The sequence below is a fragment of the Bifidobacterium saguini DSM 23967 genome (genome assembly GCF_000741715.1).
Taxonomy (GTDB): Bacteria; Actinomycetota; Actinomycetes; order Actinomycetales; family Bifidobacteriaceae; genus Bifidobacterium; species Bifidobacterium saguini.
Map to the genome: position 1 here is coordinate 1 of NZ_JGZN01000018.1, position 19,994 is coordinate 19,994.

Consider the following 19,994-nt stretch of genomic DNA (forward strand, 5'->3'; position numbering starts at 1 on the left):
GCCGAACCGCCGCGAACCCGATCGCGAMTATGCAGTTCCCGTCTCGCCGTCCTCCTCGTCACGGAACTCCACGCCCGACACCCTCCACGGGTCAGGCAGTTGCAGGGCGGCGGTGAACAACGACGTGGTATCCATACCCCCAAACTACCCGACCAGCACCACCACCCCCCCCGACCCACTCACCCACACCAAACAGCGAAAGGCCTGTTGTTTTTATATTCCAGAGTTGCTCTCAAAATCATCGTCAGCTGGCATGTTCTGCCGCTGATTCGGTTCCTCCTCTGAACGTGTTTGCAATGTGACGCCCTGAGCCGCAACGTTTTCGGCTTTATTCTCCTGACTGGTACGAGGCACCTTGGTCAACGTGGTTGTTGCATAGTTGAAATCGTGACCGATGTTGCTGGCTTCCAACACCATTCGGCTGCGCGTCTCGCCTTGTTCGGTTTTCCATTGTTCGGTGGTCAGTGTTCCAAGAACGATGAGTTTATCCCCTCTGCGGATGGATTTGTGGGTATTCACCGCCAATGCTCGAAAAGCTTTGACCGGAATCCAGCATGAGCCGACGTCCTTCCACTCCCCTGTAGACATGTCAAGACGAGACCTACTCGACCCGATGCGGAAGTTCAATACGGTAAAATTCGGTGTTTCCGTCAGTATGGGATCGTTTGCCACAAAACCGGTTATGGTAACCGTTGCCTGTTGTATTGCCATCATCAATCCTTTCATTCATCACAATGTCGTGAACCCGCCGAATCGTCTCGGTCATCATCGATCGGTGAATTCGGCGATATCTCCACTGTGAGGCATGGCGGTTCAACTACACAAGGGCAACTGGCAAATGTGGATACTATGACGGGGTTTGCAACACTGTGGATAACTTTTGGTTATCCACAAGAATCAACACAACAAAGCACAACAACAAAAAACGCCACCCTGCATGTGAGCAGGATGACGTTAATCAGCTCGGCACGAGCCTTTACAGACGCTCGAGCAGGGTCTTCACAGCCTCGTCAGCCGGCACAGCAACCTTGTTCTCGCCGTTGCGGTCACGAATTTCAATCGTACCGTTGTTGACGAAGTCGCGGCCCACCACGGCGATGGTCGGCACACCGATGAGCTCGGCATCCTTGAACTTCACGCCCGGGGAAACCTTCTTGCGGTCATCGTAGATTACCTCGACGCCGTTGGCCTCAAGCTCTTCGACCAGCTTCTCGGCACCTTCGAACGCCTGAGCATCCTTACCGGTGGCCACCACATGCACCTGAGCCGGAGCGATTACGGACGGCCAAGCGAGGCCTGCCTCATCGTGATGCGTTTCGGCAACGCATGCAAGCACGCGGGAAACGCCAATGCCATAGCAGCCCATCCACACCGGCACGGTCTTACCATTTTGGTCCAGAACCTTCAGGTCCAGGGCCTTGGAGTACTTCAGACCCAGCTGGAAGACCTGACCGATCTCCACACCGCGCTCGAAGCTCAACGGACCGGAGCCGTCCGGGCTCATGTCGCCGTGGCGAACCTCAACAGCCTCAACCACGCCGCTGGCCTCAAAGTCACGGCCGTAGACCAGGTTGTAGTAGTCCACCTCGTGTTCGTCGGCACCGGTGAACCATGCGGAGCCCCTGACCACATGCGCATCCACAAAGTAACGCAACGGTTCCTTAACACCTGCGGCCTCAGCCTGCGGACCAAGCACCATCGGGCCAATGTAGCCCGGCACGAGTTCAGGATGCTTCTTGAGGTCCTCTTCAGTGGCTTCTTCAAGCTCGGAAGGAGCGAACTGCGCCTCGAGACGCTTCATGTCAACCGTACGGTCTCCCGGCACGCCGACAACAATCAGCTCGCGCCACGGCTCGTCATGCTCCTCATCCTCAGGATGCTTGACGGCGATGACCACGTTCTTGAGAATGTCGGAGGCAGCCCATTCGCGGCCATCAGTACGCGGGTGATCAGCGTTGGCGCGCTCGATCATCTTGTCGATGGTCTTGGCGTCCGGCGTCGATTCCTTGGTGGCGGCCGGAGTGTTGGAAGCGTCGATTTCCGGCAGTTCCGGAGTGTGCAAAGCCTCAACGTTCCAAGCCTTGCCGGAAGGAGCCAGCGCGAAGGTATCCTCGCCGATAGCCATCGGAGCCAGGAACTCCTCGGAAGCGGAGCCACCCATCGGGCCGGACATGGCGAACACCGGCACGTACTTGAGGCCGATGCGCTGGAACACGCGCTCGTAGGCGCCACGCTCGTCCATGTATGCCTTGCGCATGCCCTCTTCGTCCACATTGAACGAATAGGCGTCCTTCATCACGAATTCACGGCCGCGAATCAGGCCGGCACGCGGGCGGAACTCGTCGCGGTACTTGGTCTGAATCTGGTACAGGACGACCGGCAGGTCCTTGTAGGACGAGTACATGTCCTTGACCAGCAGGGTGAACATTTCCTCGTGGGTAGGAGCCAGCAGATAGTCGGCCTGGTGACGGTCCTTCAGACGGAAGATGTTGTCGCCGTATTCCTCCCAGCGATGGGTGGCCTCATACGGTTCACGCGGCAGCAGAGCCGGGAAGTGCACTTCCTGAGCGCCAATGCCGGCCATCTCTTCACGGATGATGGCCTCAATCTTATTGAGTACGCGCAAGCCGAGCGGCAGCCAGGTCCAGATGCCGGGGGCGGCCTTACGGATGTAGCCGGCGCGCTGCAGCAGCTTTGCGGAATCAACGTCCGCGTCCGCCGGGTCTTCGCGCAACGTGCGCAGGAACAAAGTAGACATACGAAGGGTATTGGAAGTCATAGGTTCCAAGATATTCGCGTGAACCGACAAGCCTGTGTAATCGCAACGCACATACTGTGCTATGCACTGAAGCAAGATACAAATTTCGTACTGTATTTTGTGGACTTGCCCATCTTGGCTTTCCTGAACCGGCGTGCAAGAATTGTGATAGTGAAGGGGCAGGAGGGGCACAATGACGCAACCGACCGAACATTGGGGAAATCAACCGCAGCAGCCGCAACCGCAGCAAACACAACCACCAGCACAGCCGCCAATGCAATCGGCGTCGCCGGCATGGCAGCAGCGCAATTTGTCACCGGCACAGCCAGCACCGCAGTATTCGCCGTTCCAACCGCAACCCGAATCGCCAGCACAGCCTCAGGCATATGCGCAATCATTTGTGCAACATACCAACCCAATGCCTGTGCCGGCTCAATCTAACCCGTATTCCCAGCCAAATCAGCCCAAGCATTCCAGCGTCCAAATACTATTGCTGATTCTCGGCGTAGCACTCGTAACTATCGCCGTGTTTGCGTTCGCTTCGTTTGCCTATGGTCTGCTCGGAGACATTGGTCGTGCGGTATGCATTGGCATAGTCGGCATAGCAGCACTGATTATTGGCATGCTGCTGACCAAGCGTCTGCGCGTCACCGCTGAAGGCCTGACCTGGGCTGGTCTTGCGGCGCTTTCCATCGATGCTGTGCTCATTGGTGATATCCCACCAGTAGCGCGAGTGATTTCAGACGGCTACTCATCAGGCCTTATCATCCTGTGCATTACCGCTCTGGCATATGCCCTGCGTGCAATGGCGGCGCATCTTCCTGAACCGGCGGCCAAACCAGAAACATCCACCTCGGCATTGCCACTCAGAGCCACCACACTGTACGCCATGTGCGCGTTGCCGTTCGCGTTCATGTCATTCATTTCGGCAATGCCCATCCCCAATACTGACGTGCAATGGGTGTTGGCTGCATCCGTTGGCTCGCTGGTGTCTATTGTTTTCGCCGCTATTGTTCGCATTCCGCAGCAGGCTCGCTACGCTGATTTCGAATGGATGGCTTCAATTATTGCGGCAATGATCACACTGGGCATTGTTTCCATATTCGGCTGCACAACTATCGATGGCGCCGATCCGCTGTGGATCACCGCTATTACCAGTTTTATCCCACCAGCGTTGTGGGCTGCGATTCTTGTCATACTGTATAAGAAACCCGCTATCCGCACGGGCAAACTGCTGCATCCAGCACATCGTATAGCGCCTGTGCTGGGATTCTTCTGGACATTGACGATTACTGTGGAATCATTGTTGCGCCGCGTATTAACCGATGCGATGAGCAACGATCCAGCCGCACGCACTATTGCCGATTGTGCCGCAATCACCGTTGCCGGCTTTGCTTTAATTGCTGCTACATTGCTCATGCGTCGCAGCATAGCCCTGAGCTCACAGGAGCGCATATCCGCCGCTGTTATGGGATCGTGGATGCTGCTGATTCTTATTGCCGGCGACTTTACGCATGGCAGCCCACTACCGATGGTGGTTTCCATCGTGGGATATGTCATGATGCTTGCGATATGCGTAGTGTTCTGGATTATCGCGGCGCAAACACAATATCAGCCAGTTGCCGCCGTGCCGTTTGTCTCACGCTCCACGAACACACAGACAGCGCAGTCCGCATCAGCGACATTTGCGCCATCGCCGTTCATTCCAGCACGCAGTACACAACCGCATCCGGAATCCTTGCGTCCCCGCCCTTATCCCCCAACACCGGAACAAGCGTTCCCGCAACCACACGTCTCTCCAACACGGCAAACCTTGAACCTGCTTACCGCAGCGCAGATCATTGTGACCTGTTTCACCGCAGTTACCGGCATCGTGCTGCTGTTTCTGGCATGGACCGATCCGCAACCATATGCGCCTGTGGATCTTATCGCCATGCTGTCTGGCGCGGCTACGCTGATTGTCGGAGTCCGCTGGCTGCAAGTAAAGCCAGCCTCACGCAGTTGGCCAACATTATGGCCGGCTTTGACATTGCTGATGGTACCGTCGTTGCTCATCAGTTGCGTAGAGCCGCCTTCACTACCACGTATGCTTGCGCTGTTTGCCATGTCGCTATGTGCATTGCTGCTGGGTGCTGCGTTGGGTCTGCAAGCACCGCTGATTTACGGAACCGTGGTTCTTGTTGTGCACTTGTTGATTGTGGTGTGGCCGTGGCTTGCGGAGTTCTCCCGCCATTATTGGTGGGTGTGGTTGCTCATTGGTGGCGTGATTCTTATTGCCGCCGCAGCACGGTATGAGGCCAGCCTTAAATCCGTACGCACTTTGGCTTCGCGTATCAGCGATTTGCGCTAGTCACGCCAACTCGTGCACATAGCTACCATCGCCCGGCAATAGACGCGCCACATTCCGGGCAACGCCCATCAGTGCCACTGAGTCGATCAGTGATGATGCGATACCAGTCACGTTCGATAAGTGTGGCATGACATTGCGGATTCGGACAATACGTAGTGTCGCCTACGCGATCATGCACATTACCGGTGTACACATAATGCAGTCCCTCGTTGAGAGCGATTTCGCGCGCACGAGTCAACGTCTTATGCGGAGTTGGCGGAATATCCTGCATTTTCCAAGCCGGGTGGAATGCGGAGAAATGCAGCGGTATATCAGAGCCGAGGCGTTCGCGAATCCATGTGCATTCGGCGTGCAGTTGTGCATCATCATCGTTAAGCCCTGGAATCAGCAAGGTGGTGAGTTCAACCCACACATGGTTACCGTCTGGTGTGCGCGCCTCGTTCACCGCATAATCAATGGTGTCGAGCACATCCTGCAAATGTGTGCCAGTCACTTTCCAGTAGAAATCCTCGGTGAAGCCTTTCAAATCGATGTTTGCCGCATCCATCGCCGCATAAAAAGCCGGTCGCGCTTCGGCACTCATGTATCCAGCGGTGACAGCGATTGGATGGATACCTTGCGCACGGCAAGCTTCAGCTGTATCGATTGCGTATTCCGCGAACACAATCGGATCATTGTAGGTGAACGCCACCGAATCGATGCCGCGGGCCGCCGCTACCTGCGCAATTTTCTCCGGGCTCGCCTCTACACCAAGCTTGTCGAAGTCACGGGCTTTGGAGATATCCCAGTTCTGGCAGAAACGGCACCCGGAATTGCAGCCAGCCGTGCCGAAGCTCAGCACGCTGGAACCAGGGTGGAAATGGTTGAGTGGTTTCTTTTCCACCGGATCCACTGCGAAACCAGAACTGCGGCCATAGGTATCCGAAACGATGACGCCATCATGATTCGAGCGGACGAAGCAGAAGCCTCGTTGCCCAGGCTTTAGCACACAGCGGCGCGGGCAGAGTTCACAGCGAGCGCGACGAGTGCCGTCATTGAATCGCGTTTGCCAACGGCCAATGGCTGAAGGAGGCACTGTGACGGGTACTGTATCTGGCTCTGATGTCACCGCACTCTGCCCCGAGCGAAAGACCACCTTAGTGTTCGGCATACGCGGTCACCTCGTACCGTTCGCATTCGATTTCGCCATTGTTCCAGTCATACGACGGTTTGATGCCGGCTTTTGCCAACAAATGCGAGACGAAATCATGCGGATTCGGCAATTGTTCCCAAACTTGCGGAAGGAAAGTGGCTCTACGGCCTTGGCTGTCGGTCAGGATAAGACCATCCTTGCCGGGCTGCAATGTTTGCTCAAGTTTTGTTCGCGAGCGCACTGGCATCGTCATCGGCTTTCCTAGTACCGAGACCTCCACTTGCAGCAGCGGGTATTCTTCCGGTGAAACAGGAAAGAATCGTGGATCGTGCGCGGCTGCATCAACGGCATGGTCGGATACATCCTTGCCAAGCGAGCGATAGGCTTCCAATGTACCGATGCATCCGCGTAATTGGCCGTGTTCGGTGAGTGTCACGAAACTGGCACCGGACTCATTCAGCCAAGGATGTTGCTTGATAATAATGTCTGGCGCGCTTTCCGGCTTGTTATCTAGACCAAGATGCTGGCGTATAGCGGCACGGGCGAGGCCGAGGAGCACACGGCCGTGGTCCGTAGTCATGGCTGCACCAGAGACTACTTCATCAGCATTGTCGGCTGCCTTGCCTTGCTGAGCCGTTTCACGATTCGTAGTATTGCCATCAGAACCATTGACAGCGTTGGTATTCTGTGCAGTCGCATCGCCGATACCAGTATTCGCGTTTTGCCATACGGCAAATGATGCATAACCAACCACAGGTTCATCCGGATCATTCATATCCGAACGTGACTTGCCAGCAAGCGATACGACACCGTCATCACCAGAGGTGCTGCGCCCAAGGAGCCGAAGGTCAAACTGTTCGGCTGAGGCTTATGGCTGTCTCCCTCTTCTTCATCAGATGTTTCACGCGTCGTTTCACACTGTGCGGTTTTAAGGCCACGCACCAACACATCAAGTAGCCCGTTAATTGGATACGCTCCGCACGCCCTGCGCGGATGAATGGGGAGTCTCAAGTGTGCGATGTTGTCGATAGTCTCATCATCAAGTTGCCGCGCATAAGCCTCAGGATGATAATGAGACAAATCGGAGCTGATAATGATTACGGTTTCCGGACCGCCCCACAGCGCGCGCAGAACGTCACCCACTTCTTCAGGGCTTGCGTCACCAGCATTCAACGGCACAATGGTTAGATTCGGACCGAATACAGTTTGCAGAAATGGAATCTGCACTTCCACCGCATGCTCCTGCGCATGGGTTGGGTCGTTGACAATCATTGCCGACGCCGGTGCACCCGGATGGGCATGTATGCCGGAACGCAACGGCTCATCAGCTACCAGTTCCAAAGCCTTTCGCTCCGCATCCACATCTATTGGTACCGCACCGAGCGGTGTTGCAAATGCTATTGCAGTAGAACAGGCGATGCCACGCACGGCAACACGGTGTGTTGGACCAACAATCACCGCACGCTTTACTACCCCGCGCCCACGTTCCAGCAATGCGTAGGCGAGCGCCGCAGTCGTACCCGAATACATGTATCCAGCATGCGGCACAATCACCGCTTTCGGCACTCCTACGGGCAGCTGCGGCTCCAACTGTCTAAGCAGTGCGCGCCCATAATCAAGTTGCGTATTGATCAGGTGCTTAAGCCGTGTTCTATCCGCTGGGTAAAACGCGCCAGCCACCGCAGCCGGGCGCACATATCCTTGCTGCCTCTTATCACTATCGCGAACGTCACTGTTCTCATGGAATATATCGAAATGCACCATAACGACCACCCCTACACACTATGGTAGCCGTCACGGAACAATCAGAATAAAGATTCTTGGGCGAAGTCGTCGTCGGCATCGTCGAGCGCGGTTGCGGATGGCTTGAAGACAGTTGGACCTTCTTGGGCGAGCTGGTCGCTGGCGGCAGCGGAAGCATCGCGTAAGGTGCCGTCGAGCGTCACGGCATCCGGCGAGACCAGAAACATGCGATTATTGACCCCGGCCAAATACAGTCCGCCCAACGATTCCACACGGGACAGCGCCACGTAACCCATGCCGGGCGCGAAGGTTCGGCGCAGGTCCATCACCGCGCGGTCAAGCGTCATGCCTTGCGACTTGTGAATGGTGATGCCCCACGCACAGCGCAACGGCACTTGGGAAACCGAAGCCAGCACGGTCTCTCCATCCATCATCTCCCAAGTGGCTGGTTTCATCGTAACGATGTTGCCGTTTTCGAATTCCACAATCGGCCAGCCGCCCTTAGCCTCAGGCGAGAACGCACGCACAGTGCCCAGCGAACCATTGACGAACTGACGGTCGGCATCATTACGCAATGCCATGACCGCTGCACCAGTCTTCAGCACCAGATGCTCCGGGGCGAGCATGTTCTTTTTCAACCGGCTGACAAGATTCGCCGGGCCGGCGGTCTCAGCGAAGAACTCATGGCTTTCGCTTGGAATCTGTTGCAATCGCAAATCGTTCAGCCCATCGGCTTGGCGGTTCACTGGGAATAAGTGCACTGCCACTTTGCCGGGTTCCGGCATGACTCCCAAACGAGTCACCAACACATCACGGTCGTTTTGGGTTACGTTGCTTTCGCGAATGTCGGTGAGCACGGTGAGCAGATCGCCGGTATCCTGCCTGTGTTGTTCGGTCAGATAGCAGATGGCAGGGTTGAGTTCATCCCAGACCAAGGACTCGGTCACGAATCCTTCCGGATTCTTACCCGCCTTGGCGTATTGTTCACGGGCTGCCACGAATTCCGGCGTCGGCGCAATCACATCATTGTTACGCCCGGATACCGAAACCGGAGGCAGCTGGAAGAAGTCGCCGGACAGCACAACTTGAATACCGCCGAATGGTCTTGGGTCCCGGCGAACGGCACGGCAAACCTGATCGACCATATCGAACAGCCAGGCATGCAACATGGATACCTCATCGATGATGAGAATATCGGTGGCCTGAATCTTGCGTTTGCGGCGGGTTTTGATGAGCTTCAGCAGGTTGGCGGTCAGGCTTGTGGCCACACCCACACCGCTCCACGAATGAATAGTTTGCCCGTTGATATGCGTGGACGCTATGCCTGTGGACGCAGTAACGGCCACATCAGCGCCGTCAGCCCTGGCCTGCCGAATGAACTCGTTGAGCGTAAAGGTCTTGCCGGCACCAGGGGCACCAGTCAAAAACACATTCGCGCCAGCATTCAGAATGGCCAGAGCTTCGCTTTGACGCATAATTCTACTTTCTATGGTTTTCTATGGCTAAGTGGTTCTAGGATTGAAACCTAGGCCTGAAAACCATGTGCATTCGGCAAACTGAGACGACGATTCTCCATGATCAACACACCACGATTCACCATGTCCGTTGCGATGAAGCGCAAATCGTCTTTGCTGAATCTGCCGCGCAATTCACCAAATCGAGGATGGTTGGCCAATCCGGCTTGAACGATAAAATCCGCCGGTTCGCCCGCAAGCGTATAAGTGACGGATGAAAGAGCAGGCTGTTCCTTGCTCTCTGCAGTCAGTTGTGTCACCATATCGGCAATTGCCTGTTCGGCAATGGCACGATCACTCGCTGGCAATTGCTGAAGGTATGCCGTCTGTTGCGCTTCACTCTGACGCCGGCGTTCAGCGCGCGCAGCTGACTCCGCTTCACTCATTTTCCGCGGCCGAGGTTGACGCTTTGGCTTATCAACAGCGTGATTGCGAGGAACAGCCGCAGTCGGCGCATCGGAAACCTGAGAAGCCGGAACAATTGGAGATGGCGGCACGGACGCATTCGAAGCCACGGCAGAAGCCGGAGCCAACGTATCTTGATCATTCGAACACGGCACAGATGCTGTATTTTCTCCCGAATTCAATGTCTGTGCACTCGCCCCTTGTATCTTTTCCTCGCCCCGCTCTTCCATCTCCTCCATGAGAATATGAATCACACGAGAACCCAGCAGATTCCTCAGAATGACGAACTGCGGTAACTGATCCAGGGAATATTGAGCCATTCCCCTACCACTTACCAATGTCGTGGCGATTGTATTGGCTTTAGCAGTTGCTTTATCTCGAGATATTGCAATGATTGCTTGTTCAACCACGGATCGTTCTTCTTGCGGAAGCATCGCATCAACCGTAGTTTTCTCTGCATCTTTACGTTGCGAACGCTGTTTCGCTGAACTCGCTCGCTTCGCTTCGAGCTGCGCCTCTCTTGCCGCATCTGTAGAAGCACTATTGGAATGAGGAACAGACTGCGTCTGGCTCACCGGCTGCGTTGGAACAACCGGCGACTGTTGCGGAACTGACACCGGCGTAGGCTGCGAGCGCCGAACAGCTGGCTGCTCAACAGCAACTGGCACCTGCTGCATAGATGCAGCAGACTCATTCTTCGTGTACTGACGTTGCTCTTGCATCTCCTGCTCGATTACCGCCGCTTTCTGCAAAGCCTGTTCCACGGGCACATTGCCGAATACCGGAAGAATCCGCGGAATCGGCGGGATACTCTCACGCTTACCAAAAATACCCATTGACAGCCTTCTTTGCCTTCTATGAGTTCCTATACATCCAATACCAGCGTATAAACGATGCTACTTATTGAGCAGGCTGGTAGCCACGATCTGCTCAGAGATGGCCTTGGCTTGAGCATCATCCGGACCGGGCACCGGAGCCATGAATGCCTTGCGGTAGTAGCGCAGCTCATCGAGGGATTCGATGATGTCTGCGAGCGCGCGGTGGCCACCGTTCTTCGGCGGACGGTTCTCATACACGGCCGGATACCAACGGCGTGCAAGTTCCTTGAAGGTGCTCACGTCCACGCTGCGGTAATGCAGATGGCTCATCAGGTTCGGCATGTAATGGTCGAGGAACTTCTTGTCGGAGCCGATAGTGTTGCCGGCGAGCAATGGCTTTACGCCTTCCGGAGTGAAGCGCAGTACATAATCAGTGACCTTCTTCTCAGCTTCTTCAAGGCTCAGGCCGTGCTCCCACTCGTTAATCAGGCCAGAGCGGGTGTGCATATTGCGCACGAAGTCGTTCATGTGGTCCACGGCCTTCTGGCTCGGCTTGATGACGAAGTCGACACCTTCGTCCAGTACATTCAGGTCAAAATCGGTGGGAACCACGGACACTTCGACCAGCTCATCGCCACCGAAGATATCCAGTCCAGTCATTTCACAGTCAATCCAAATCAGGCGCGAATCCTTGGCGCTGTAAGTCTCTGCATCATGGCTATCAACCATGCTCATGCCTCTTTTCTTCTATGTCACCCATTACTACAAGAACAGTTCAGACTATACCCCAACGCCTACAAGGCTCATACGGGTTATCTTTCCTGAAAATCTTCCTATGACTGTAGGTTTTTGAACACTCACTGTCGGACTTTGGATATTGACTGTAGGACTTCAAACGCTGACTGTAGGTTTTTGAGCATATTTCGTTGGAAAACCTACAGTCAGGGGGTGCGGACGAAAAGTTGGACGCTTGGGCGTCCGGATTGGAGTCCGTGATGTATCCGCAGGAGTTGAGGTCGCGTGCCCTTGATCTGCATTTCGTGGATGGGTTGAGCGTGCGTGCGATAGCCGCGATGGAGGGCATGCCCGTGCGGGCCACGGTCTATGCGTGGATTCGCGCCGATGCCCGGTATCGTCCGCCGGTCCCCGGCGGGTACGGGGCGACGTATACGCTTGAGACCAGGTTGAAGGCCGTTCGCATGCTCATGGAGACCGGCGACGTGAAGGCGGTCGCCGCGGCGGTGGGATGCACGCCGTCGAGCGTGTGTGCGTGGGCCTGCGGGTATCGCGTGGAAGGCGGTGCGACGATGGCGGTGGGACGGCATGGCGGCGTGGCCGGCGCGGAGGATGTGGAGGCGCTGCGCCGCCGGGTGGAGGACCTCAGGCTGGAGAACGCGGTGATGAGGGAGACGATCAGGGTTTTAAAAGCCGACGGCCCGCTCCTCGACCCGTCCACGCTGACGAACGGGGAGAGGACGCGGGTCGTCGACGCGATCAGGGGTGAGTTCGGTCTGGCCCGCGCTCTGGAGGCCGTGGGTCTGAAGCGCAGCACGTACTACCACGGGCGTGGCGCCGTCGCCGCTGGCGACGGGTGCGCCGCTCTCCGGGGGCGGATCCGCCGCCTGTTCGAGGACGGCGGCCGCGTGTGGGGCTATCGGCGCATCCACCGGATGCTGCGCCTGGACGGGGAGGACCCGCTCGTCGTCTCGGAGAAGGTCGTGCGCCGGATCATGCGCGAGGAGGACCTCAGGCCCGTGTATCTGAAGCGTCCGAAACGTTGGAGCTCCTATGCCGGCGAGGTGGGCGAGGCGCCCGCGAACCTCGTGGAACGCGACTTCCACGCCGATGCGCCGAACCGGCTGTGGGTCACGGACGTCACCCGGTTCACCATGGACGGGTACAAGTGCTGGCTTTCCCCGGTGGTCGACTGCTTCGACGGGATGGTGGTCTCCTGGACGCTGTCGCGTTCGCCGGACGCCGGCATGGCGAACCGGATGCTTCTGGACGCCGTCGCCACGCTCGGGGACGGCGAGCGTCCGGTCGTGCACTCGGACCGTGGCTGCCACTACCGGTGGCCCGGATGGATCGCGATATGCGAGGAGAACGGGCTGACCAGGTCGATGAGCGCGAAGGGCTGCAGTCCGGACAACGCGGCCGCGGAGGGGTTCTTCGGCAGGCTCAAGAACGAGTTCTACCACGGGCGTGATTGGAAGGGCGTGGACTACGACGAGTTCCGCCGTCGCCTCACCGCCTATCTCACCCACTACAATGAGACCAGAATCAAGAAGTCATTGGGCTGGATGAGCCCGGTGCAATACCGTAGACACCTTGGACTGGCCGCCTAGCCGTCCAAAAAAACATCCGCACCCCCCTCAAAGGGGATTTTCCTACAGTGACTGTTCAATTTCCTACAGTCAATCCATGTAATCCACGTAAGCAACGCAATCCACACGATCCATGTATTTGATGTGAATCCAAGGGATATACGCGAAAAGGGCCCGCATCAGCGAGCCCTTTCAGCAGTAATCAACCCTGACCCAAGTCAGGAATCAGATCAGTTGTGGAAACCGGAGTAGTTCGGAGCTTCCGCGGTCATCACGATGTCGTGCGGGTGGGATTCGCGCAGACCAGCGTCGGTGATGCGGATGAACTGGCCGCGTTCCGGCATTTCGGCGATGTTGTGAGCACCAATGTAGAACATGGACTGGTGCAGGCCACCGAGCATCTGGTACAGCACAGCGTTCAGCGGTCCGCGGTACGGCACTTCGCCTTCCACGCCTTCCGGCACAACCTTATCGCTGGAGGTCACGTCGGCCTGGAAGTAACGGTCCTTGGAATAGGACTTCTTGCCACGCGGAGCCATAGCGCCAAGAGAACCCATGCCACGGTACAGCTTGTACTGCTTGCCGTGCAGAAGCACCTTCTCGCCCGGGGCTTCCTCGCAGCCTGCGAGGGCGCCGCCGAGCATCACGGAGGATGCGCCAGCAACCAGAGCCTTGGCAATATCGCCGGAGTAGTGGATGCCACCGTCAGCGATGCACGGCACGCCAGCGGCGCGGCAGGCCTGAGCAGCCTCGTACACGGCGGTGAGCTGCGGCACGCCAACACCAGCGACCACACGGGTAGTGCAGATGGAGCCGGGGCCAATGCCAACCTTCACAGCGTCAGCGCCAGCGTCAATCATGGCCTGAGCGCCGGAACGGGTGCCGACGTTGCCGCCAATGATCTGAACATTGTCGAATGCGGAGTCGTGCTTCAGACGGGAGATCATGTCGAGAGCCAGACGAGCCTCGCCGTTGGCGGTGTCGACCACGAGCACATCCACGCCGGCTTCCATCAGAGCGGAAGCGCGCTGCCAAGCGTCGCCGAGGAAGCCAACGCCAGCGGCTACACGCAGACGACCCTGCTCATCCTTGGTGGCATCCGGGTACTGCTCAGTCTTGACGAAGTCCTTCACAGTAATCAGACCGGTCAGGTGACCTTCGGAATCAACCAGCGGCAGCTTCTCAACCTTGTGCTGGGCAAGCAGACGATGAGCGTCATCCTTGGAAATGTTGGACGGACCGGTGACCAGGTTCTCCTTGGTCATCACGTCCTTAACCTTCAGGGTGTCGTAATCCTCGGAAGCGATGAAGCGCATATCACGGTTGGTGATGATGCCAACGAGCTTGTTTTCCTTGTCCACAACCGGCAGACCGGAAATGTGGAACTTGCCGCACAGCTTGTCGAGATCAGCCAGAGTGACTTCCGGGCTGACGGTCAGCGGGTCGGTAATCATACCGGACTCGGAACGCTTGACCACATCGACCTGAGCGGCCTGATCATCGATGGAAAGATTACGGTGCAGCACACCAATGCCGCCGTTACGAGCCATAGCGATAGCCATCTCGGACTCGGTCACGGTATCCATAGCTGCGGAGAGCACTGGGGCCTTCATCGTGATCTTACGGGTCAGATGGGTGCTGGTATCCACCTCGGAAGGAATGACATCCGTCTCGTTCGGCAGCAGCAGCACATCGTCATAGGCAAGGCCGAGCTTGGCGAAAATCGGGGGAAGAGGGGCGTACGCCGATTGGGCGTTCAATTCATCAAGGTTTGTAGCCATGTAAACACTATATGAACATGCGCTGACCTCTGGCGACACACTGCTGTTAGCGGTCACGATATCGACAAATTATAGCTATTTGTCAGTACGCTCTGGCTGAGCGATCTCAACAACCTCAGTCTTTTCGGGAGCCTTTCCAGCAACTTCTGTCATCTCAGCCGTGTGCATTGGTGCAGCTATATGCTGCGCCCCTTCACGCGCCGCTTCCATTGCACGGCCTTCAGCCTGCATTTCCGGAATACGATGCTTGAGATACGGATACATAGTGGCTACAGTCAGCACCACCACGGCAATTATCATGCCGATCAACACATGCTGCGCTTTAAAGAACAGAATCATCAGCGAACCAAAGGCGATAAGCGCCGCCCAACCCCATAGAATCAGCACAGCGCCTCGCACCGAGTGACCGATGCGCAACATTCGATGATGCAAATGCATGCGGTCCGGATGCATCGGCGATTGTCCCTTGGCCAGTCGGCGCACAATTGCCAGGCACATGTCAAGCACCGGCAGGAACAGTACCAGAATCGGCAGCAGAATCGGCATGAACACCGGCAGATAGATACTCGGATGAATGGATGCCGGATCGAGGCGACCCGTCATCACAATCGAAGCGCAGGTAATGAGATATCCCAGTAGCATTGAGCCGGAATCACCCATGAAGAGTTTGGCGGGATGCCAATTGTGAAGAATGAATCCCACGCAAATGCCAACCATCATCACATCAATCAGGGTGGCCAGAGAAGCATAACTCGGCGAATAGCGGGCAATGATATAGGAGTAAATCGCAAATGCGATGCCGCCGATGGCCACAATGCCGGAAGCCAGACCATCCAAACCATCTACAAAGTTCACCGCGTTGATCGAAGCCACAATCAGGAATGCGGTGATAGCCATAGACAGGCTTGGCGAAGCGGTAATCAGCGAGCCTCCAAGCGGCAGGGAGATAATCTGCAGACCGCCCCACGCCACGAACACCGAGATGAGCAGCTGGCCAGCTAGCTTGAGCATCCAATCCAGATCCCAAAGATCATCGGCCATGCCCAGCAGACTGATCATGATGCCACCTGCCAGAATCACCCACATCTGGTAATTGCCAGTGAACAATCCGGAAAGGAACATGGTTTTACTGGCGAACACGGTAGCTACGGTAAATCCAATGAGCATGGCGAGGCCGCCCATGCGCGGCGTTGGAATCGTGTGCACATCGCGTGCACGGACTTCACCCACAGCACCGATTTCAATAGCCACATGACGTATCAGCGGAGTCACCAACCAAGTAACACCGCCGGCAATAGCCGCAATCAGCAGATAGATTCTCACGCGCCCAGTCCTCCGCCGTTCAGGTGAAGAGCCTTGCGAATCATGCTTTGCGCAATGACTCCCTCACGCAGGATTTCAATGCCGTCGCGCCCATAAGGGTCGGCTTTTACCACAGTGCTGGAAACATGCCCCGGAGTCGGGCCGCCGTCCAGATACAAATCAACATCGCCGCCAAATGCGCGCATGGCTTCTTCAACACTTTGCGCACTTTCCTCACCCGAACGGTTCGCGCTGGATGCGGCAAGCGGACCTGTGGCGCGCAGAATGCTCAAGCACAACGCCGAGTTGGGAATACGAATACCTTGGGTTCCCGGTCGGCCTTCCCCGGTATCAGCCAACGTTGCCAATGTGCAATCTGGGCGGGCAACGGCAATCGGAGAGAATGCGCCGGGCAGAAAAGCCGCAGACAGACGGTTCAATGGCGACGGCAAATCCAGTCCAAGCTCGTCAAGTTGGTCGATGGAAGCCAGCAGCACCTGCAACGCCTTATACCGCGGACGGTGCTTCAGCTCATAGACGCGCGAAATAGCGTCGGTATTGCGCGGGTCGCAGGCCACACCATACACGGTATCCGTAGGAATAACGACCAGTCCACCCTCATTCACGATGCGCGACGCCAACGCCAGCGACTCATCCGTGACTTTCAATGTTTGCGTGGACCCCATGCCTGTCATCTCCGTTCACTACCGTATGCAACAATCTACCATTGCATCATCGAACCACGACGTGCGTCAAGCATACGCTTGCCCGCATTGCATGACTTCAACACATGGTCACCCCATCGCCCGCACTCCCCTGCACTTATACAATGGACAAGATTTTTGTTTCTCAAGGCAAATAAAGGAGTGACGTTGTGAGCAACGAATCCATGAACGAGCTGCCTCCCGTTGAACCGCGTATGCCGCGTGCCAGCGAGCGCGAAGAGATGCTAGCTGGCAAACTCTATAATCCCGCCGACCCTGAGCTTGTTGCTCTGCGCGATAAAGCCGCCGATCTGTGCACTCGATTCAACGCCACCTCTCGCGCCGATCATGCCACCCGCAACGCGATTCTTGACGAACTGCTGCCAGGACACGGTAAGGGACTAGATGTGCTTGGACCGATTTTCTTTGATTACGGCTGCAATACCACTATCGGTGAGCGCGTGTTCGCCAACTTCAATTTCACTGTGCTTGATTGCAATCCAGTGACCATCGGCGATGATGTACTCTTCGGCCCGAATGTTTCTCTACTGCCGCCGATGCATCCGCTGCGCTGGCAGGATCGCAATGTGCGCCAGGCCGCTGATGGTTCGATGTATGACTATGAATACGGCAAGCCGATTGTGATTGGCTCGAACTGCTGGTTTGGCGGCAATGTGACCGTGATTGGTGGTGTGACGATTGGCGAGGGCTGCGTAATCGGTGCCGGCTCGGTGGTAACGCGCGATATTCCGCCGCACACGGTGGCCGTGGGCAATCCTGCGCGCCCGATTAAGGAAATCACCGATAAGGACGCGTCTGTTCTGCAGTATTACGCGCAGTGAGTGATCATATTAATGATGATTGTGGGACGCAATTGCAATTTCGACACAATTGCAATTGCGTCCCACAAATCATAAGAAGCAACTATTTTTCCGCGAACAGGTATCGATCGCGTCCGGTCCAATCCTTGCCAGTGGAAGCGTTAGCAAACCCAGTGGCTCGTGCATAAGCCACAAGACGATCGCCTTGGCTGATATCATGCTCCATAACCAGCGCACCACCCGGCTTCAACAGACGGAAAGCACGCTCGATGATGCGCTCGGGAATCAATGTGCCATCCGCTGAGCCACCATATAATGCCAATTCCGGATCCCAATCACGCACTTCAGGCTGCTCGGGAATATCAGTTTCGGGAATATATGGCGGATTGGTAATCACCATGTCCACAGTGCCGTCAAGCTGCGCCAAAGTCGCCAATGATGTGGCATCGCCGACTTCCAGCTGATAATTTGAGGCGATGGAAGGATACTGCTTGGCAGTGCGCACCAGATTCTTCTGCGTCCACTCAGCAGTTCTCGGCGAAAGTTCCACAGCCCACACCTGACTGCCCGGTACTTCCGTAACCACGGCAAGTCCGATAGCACCAGAACCGGCGCACAGATCAACTACGCGAGGATGCATGAGTCCGCGCTGGGTCATCCAATCAAGCCCTGCCTGTACTACGGTTTCCGTTTCCGGGCGAGGGATGAACACACCGGGACCGACTGCAAGATCCAGATATCTGAACGGAGCATGGCCCACGATGTATTGCAACGGCTCACGTTTGGCACGGCGTTCAAGCATCGTTTGGAATCGCGCAGTGTCAAAGTCGATTGGCTCCCCCATCAGCAGAGCCTTGTCGATATCGCGCAGTTCGATGTCTGCGGCCTCAGCCAACAGCAGTTTCGCATCATGCTCGGGCGTTTCAATTCCAGCTTCGCGCAGCTGAGCCGTTGCGTTCTGAATCACATCACTGACGGTCGTCACTCATTCATCCCATCCGGCCGCAGATGTTATATATCAGCACAGGAGGGGTTGGCGGGGCATGTGATGTGAGACCGTAAGCTTGGCCGAACGGCCTTGAGTGTGTCGAACATCATATGCCCCGCCAACCCCGGCCAAACTACTCTGCTGAACTTAATAAGGAATTACTTCTGATTGGCCAGACGATCGGCTTCGTCAGCCTGAATATCCGAGTCGATGACGGCCTGGAGATCGCCATCGAGCACAGCATCCAAGTTGTATGCCTTGTAATTGGTGCGATGATCGACGATACGGTTCTCCGGGAAGTTGTAGGTACGGATTCGCTCGGAACGGTCCAGCGAACGCACCTGGGAGTGACGCATATCGGCGGCTTCGGCGGCTTCCTGCTCATGCTTCATGGCGAGCAAGCGGCTCTTGAGCACGCGCAAAGCAGCAGCACGATTCTGGATCTGCGACTTCTCATCCTGCATGCTCACCACGATGCCGGTGGGAATATGGGTCATACGCACGGCGGAATACGTGGTGTTCACCGACTGGCCACCGGGGCCAGAGCTCATGAAGATATCAATCTTCAGATCCTTCGGATCGATCTCGATCTCATCATCGTCTTCATCGGCTTCCGGGAACACAATCACGCCAGCGGCGGAGGTCTGAATACGCCCCTGCGATTCGGTAACCGGCACGCGCTGCACACGATGCACGCCGCCCTCATACTTCATGGATGCCCACACACCATCTTCCGGAGCGGGGGTGCCCTTGGCGCGGATGGCAATCTGTACGTCCTTGACACCGCCAAGCTCGGTGGTGTTCTCGGACTGAATGTTCACGGTCCAACCGCGCTTTTCGGCGTAACGCGTGTACATGCGCAGCAGGTCGCCGGCGAACAGTGCGGCCTCCTCGCCACCAGTGCCAGCCTTGATTTCCATGATGGTATCGCGCGCGTCATCCGGGTCACGCGGAATCAATGCGGTGCGCAGCTTCTCTTCGGCAGCAGGCAACTCGGCTTCCAGCCTCTTGGCCTCCTCGGCGAAGTCGGCATCTTCGCCGGCCATTTCCTGAGCGGCTTCAAGATCATCCTTAATCTGCAGCCATGTTTTATAAGCGCTTACAATAGCGCCCAGTTCGGCGTGACGACGGCCCAGCTTGCGCAGCTTATCAGGATTCGACACGATTTCGGGGCTTGCCATCTGCTCTTCGATGGACTGGTACTCCTCAAGTGCGGTTGCCGCCGCTGGGAACTGTTCGTCTGCCATAACGTTTCTTTCCAAAGTCAACAATCAGTCAACAATCAATACTGAACGGTTTCAGATGCCTATAGATACAAAAACGCCAGTCCTCGGAAGGCATGCCGAAGCATGCC

At 56.4% G+C, this 19,994-nt stretch carries 16 protein-coding genes; 3 read left to right on the plus strand and 13 right to left on the minus strand.

Translation table 11 applies throughout. The features are described 5' to 3' along the window. Nucleotides 1-213: 213 nt before the first annotated feature. Together BISA_RS10715 and BISA_RS10720 are read right to left on the minus strand one after the other, a co-directional pair. Nucleotides 214-714: a single-stranded DNA-binding protein gene (locus BISA_RS10715; RefSeq protein WP_051917550.1), complete on the minus strand. Its 501-nt coding sequence runs from the start codon at nucleotides 712-714 to the stop codon at nucleotides 214-216. A 262-nt stretch (nucleotides 715-976) separates the two neighbouring features. Then, nucleotides 977-2,779 carry a proline--tRNA ligase gene (locus BISA_RS10720; protein WP_033891947.1) on the minus strand — a complete coding sequence of 601 codons (1,803 nt, stop codon included), beginning with the start codon at nucleotides 2,777-2,779 and terminating at the stop codon, nucleotides 977-979. A gap of 172 nt (nucleotides 2,780-2,951) precedes the next feature. On the opposite strand from BISA_RS10720, the gene BISA_RS13390 reads away from it, so the two are divergent. Continuing rightward, nucleotides 2,952-5,108 (plus strand): SCO7613 C-terminal domain-containing membrane protein, encoded by a 2,157-nt coding sequence (locus BISA_RS13390; protein ID WP_051917551.1) that lies wholly within the window; start codon nucleotides 2,952-2,954, stop codon nucleotides 5,106-5,108. A gap of 22 nt (nucleotides 5,109-5,130) precedes the next feature. Here BISA_RS13390 and amrS read toward each other — a convergent pair whose 3' ends face one another. The 6 genes from amrS to orn are packed head-to-tail and all read right to left on the minus strand — an operon-like array spanning nucleotide 5,131 to nucleotide 11,449. Then, nucleotides 5,131-6,258 (minus strand): AmmeMemoRadiSam system radical SAM enzyme, encoded by a 1,128-nt coding sequence (amrS, locus tag BISA_RS10730; RefSeq protein ID WP_081890120.1) that lies wholly within the window; start codon nucleotides 6,256-6,258, stop codon nucleotides 5,131-5,133. Continuing rightward, entirely contained in the window at nucleotides 6,245-7,015 is a 771-nt protein-coding gene (amrA, locus tag BISA_RS13395; protein ID WP_237746148.1) for an AmmeMemoRadiSam system protein A, read from the minus strand. The genes amrS and amrA overlap by 14 nt, the downstream gene beginning before the upstream one ends. Beyond that, complete coding sequence (gene amrB / locus BISA_RS13400; RefSeq protein WP_237746149.1) at nucleotides 7,012-8,004, minus strand: AmmeMemoRadiSam system protein B; 993 nt, start codon at nucleotides 8,002-8,004, stop codon at nucleotides 7,012-7,014. Before amrB ends, amrA begins: the two co-directional genes overlap by 4 nt. 41 nt (nucleotides 8,005-8,045) lie before the next feature. Then, a complete protein-coding gene (locus BISA_RS10745) occupies nucleotides 8,046-9,458 on the minus strand; it encodes a DEAD/DEAH box helicase (RefSeq protein WP_033891948.1) in 1,413 nt (470 codons plus the stop codon). Between the two features lie 50 nt (nucleotides 9,459-9,508). Beyond that, nucleotides 9,509-10,738, minus strand: a complete 1,230-nt coding sequence (locus tag BISA_RS10750) for a flagellar biosynthesis protein FlhF (RefSeq protein WP_033891949.1) — start codon at nucleotides 10,736-10,738, stop codon at nucleotides 9,509-9,511. Between the two features lie 60 nt (nucleotides 10,739-10,798). After that, on the minus strand, nucleotides 10,799-11,449 hold the full coding sequence (gene orn, locus BISA_RS10755) for an oligoribonuclease (RefSeq protein WP_033891951.1): 651 nt from the start codon (nucleotides 11,447-11,449) through the stop codon (nucleotides 10,799-10,801). Between the two features lie 266 nt (nucleotides 11,450-11,715). On the opposite strand from orn, the gene BISA_RS10760 reads away from it, so the two are divergent. Beyond that, the gene (locus tag BISA_RS10760) at nucleotides 11,716-13,065 is read left to right on the plus strand and encodes an IS3 family transposase (protein ID WP_033891952.1); all 1,350 of its coding nucleotides are present in this window, start codon (nucleotides 11,716-11,718) and stop codon (nucleotides 13,063-13,065) included. Nucleotides 13,066-13,274: 209 nt separating this feature from the next. Here the strand turns inward: BISA_RS10760 and guaB are convergent, their stop codons facing one another. The 3 genes from guaB to BISA_RS10775 all read right to left on the minus strand — a co-directional run bounded on the left by guaB (nucleotide 13,275) and on the right by BISA_RS10775 (nucleotide 16,813). Next, nucleotides 13,275-14,825, minus strand: coding sequence for an IMP dehydrogenase (gene guaB, locus BISA_RS10765; protein WP_033891953.1), 1,551 nt, complete (start codon nucleotides 14,823-14,825; stop codon nucleotides 13,275-13,277). Nucleotides 14,826-14,900: 75 nt separating this feature from the next. Continuing rightward, a complete protein-coding gene (locus BISA_RS10770) occupies nucleotides 14,901-16,148 on the minus strand; it encodes an MraY family glycosyltransferase (RefSeq protein ID WP_237746150.1) in 1,248 nt (415 codons plus the stop codon). Next, on the minus strand, nucleotides 16,145-16,813 hold the full coding sequence (locus tag BISA_RS10775) for an L-threonylcarbamoyladenylate synthase (protein ID WP_420308767.1): 669 nt from the start codon (nucleotides 16,811-16,813) through the stop codon (nucleotides 16,145-16,147). The genes BISA_RS10770 and BISA_RS10775 overlap by 4 nt, the downstream gene beginning before the upstream one ends. A gap of 203 nt (nucleotides 16,814-17,016) precedes the next feature. Here BISA_RS10775 and BISA_RS10780 point away from each other — a divergent pair, with 203 nt between their 5' ends. Then, nucleotides 17,017-17,673: a sugar O-acetyltransferase gene (locus BISA_RS10780; RefSeq protein WP_033892039.1), complete on the plus strand. Its 657-nt coding sequence runs from the start codon at nucleotides 17,017-17,019 to the stop codon at nucleotides 17,671-17,673. 82 nt (nucleotides 17,674-17,755) lie between these two features. Here BISA_RS10780 and prmC read toward each other — a convergent pair whose 3' ends face one another. After that, nucleotides 17,756-18,637: a peptide chain release factor N(5)-glutamine methyltransferase gene (gene prmC, locus BISA_RS10785; RefSeq protein WP_033891955.1), complete on the minus strand. Its 882-nt coding sequence runs from the start codon at nucleotides 18,635-18,637 to the stop codon at nucleotides 17,756-17,758. Between the two features lie 161 nt (nucleotides 18,638-18,798). After that, on the minus strand, nucleotides 18,799-19,887 hold the full coding sequence (gene prfA, locus BISA_RS10790; protein ID WP_033891956.1) for a peptide chain release factor 1: 1,089 nt from the start codon (nucleotides 19,885-19,887) through the stop codon (nucleotides 18,799-18,801). Nucleotides 19,888-19,994: the final 107 nt, after the last annotated feature.

Excerpts from the sequence above, each read along its gene's own strand:
- BISA_RS10715 (WP_051917550.1), bottom strand. The coding sequence starts at position 714 with ATGATGGCAATACAACAGGCAACGGTTACCATAACCGGTTTTGTGGCA.
- BISA_RS10720 (WP_033891947.1), bottom strand. The coding sequence starts at position 2,779 with ATGACTTCCAATACCCTTCGTATGTCTACTTTGTTCCTGCGCACGTTG.
- BISA_RS13390 (WP_051917551.1), top strand. The coding sequence starts at position 2,952 with ATGACGCAACCGACCGAACATTGGGGAAATCAACCGCAGCAGCCGCAA.
- amrS (WP_081890120.1), bottom strand. The coding sequence starts at position 6,258 with ATGCCGAACACTAAGGTGGTCTTTCGCTCGGGGCAGAGTGCGGTGACA.
- amrA (WP_237746148.1), bottom strand. The coding sequence starts at position 7,015 with ATGAATGATCCGGATGAACCTGTGGTTGGTTATGCATCATTTGCCGTA.
- amrB (WP_237746149.1), bottom strand. The coding sequence starts at position 8,004 with ATGGTGCATTTCGATATATTCCATGAGAACAGTGACGTTCGCGATAGT.
- BISA_RS10745 (WP_033891948.1), bottom strand. The coding sequence starts at position 9,458 with ATGCGTCAAAGCGAAGCTCTGGCCATTCTGAATGCTGGCGCGAATGTG.
- BISA_RS10750 (WP_033891949.1), bottom strand. The coding sequence starts at position 10,738 with ATGGGTATTTTTGGTAAGCGTGAGAGTATCCCGCCGATTCCGCGGATT.
- orn (WP_033891951.1), bottom strand. The coding sequence starts at position 11,449 with ATGGTTGATAGCCATGATGCAGAGACTTACAGCGCCAAGGATTCGCGC.
- BISA_RS10760 (WP_033891952.1), top strand. The coding sequence starts at position 11,716 with ATGTATCCGCAGGAGTTGAGGTCGCGTGCCCTTGATCTGCATTTCGTG.
- guaB (WP_033891953.1), bottom strand. The coding sequence starts at position 14,825 with ATGGCTACAAACCTTGATGAATTGAACGCCCAATCGGCGTACGCCCCT.
- BISA_RS10775 (WP_420308767.1), bottom strand. The coding sequence starts at position 16,813 with ATGGGGTCCACGCAAACATTGAAAGTCACGGATGAGTCGCTGGCGTTG.
- BISA_RS10780 (WP_033892039.1), top strand. The coding sequence starts at position 17,017 with ATGAACGAGCTGCCTCCCGTTGAACCGCGTATGCCGCGTGCCAGCGAG.
- prfA (WP_033891956.1), bottom strand. The coding sequence starts at position 19,887 with ATGGCAGACGAACAGTTCCCAGCGGCGGCAACCGCACTTGAGGAGTAC.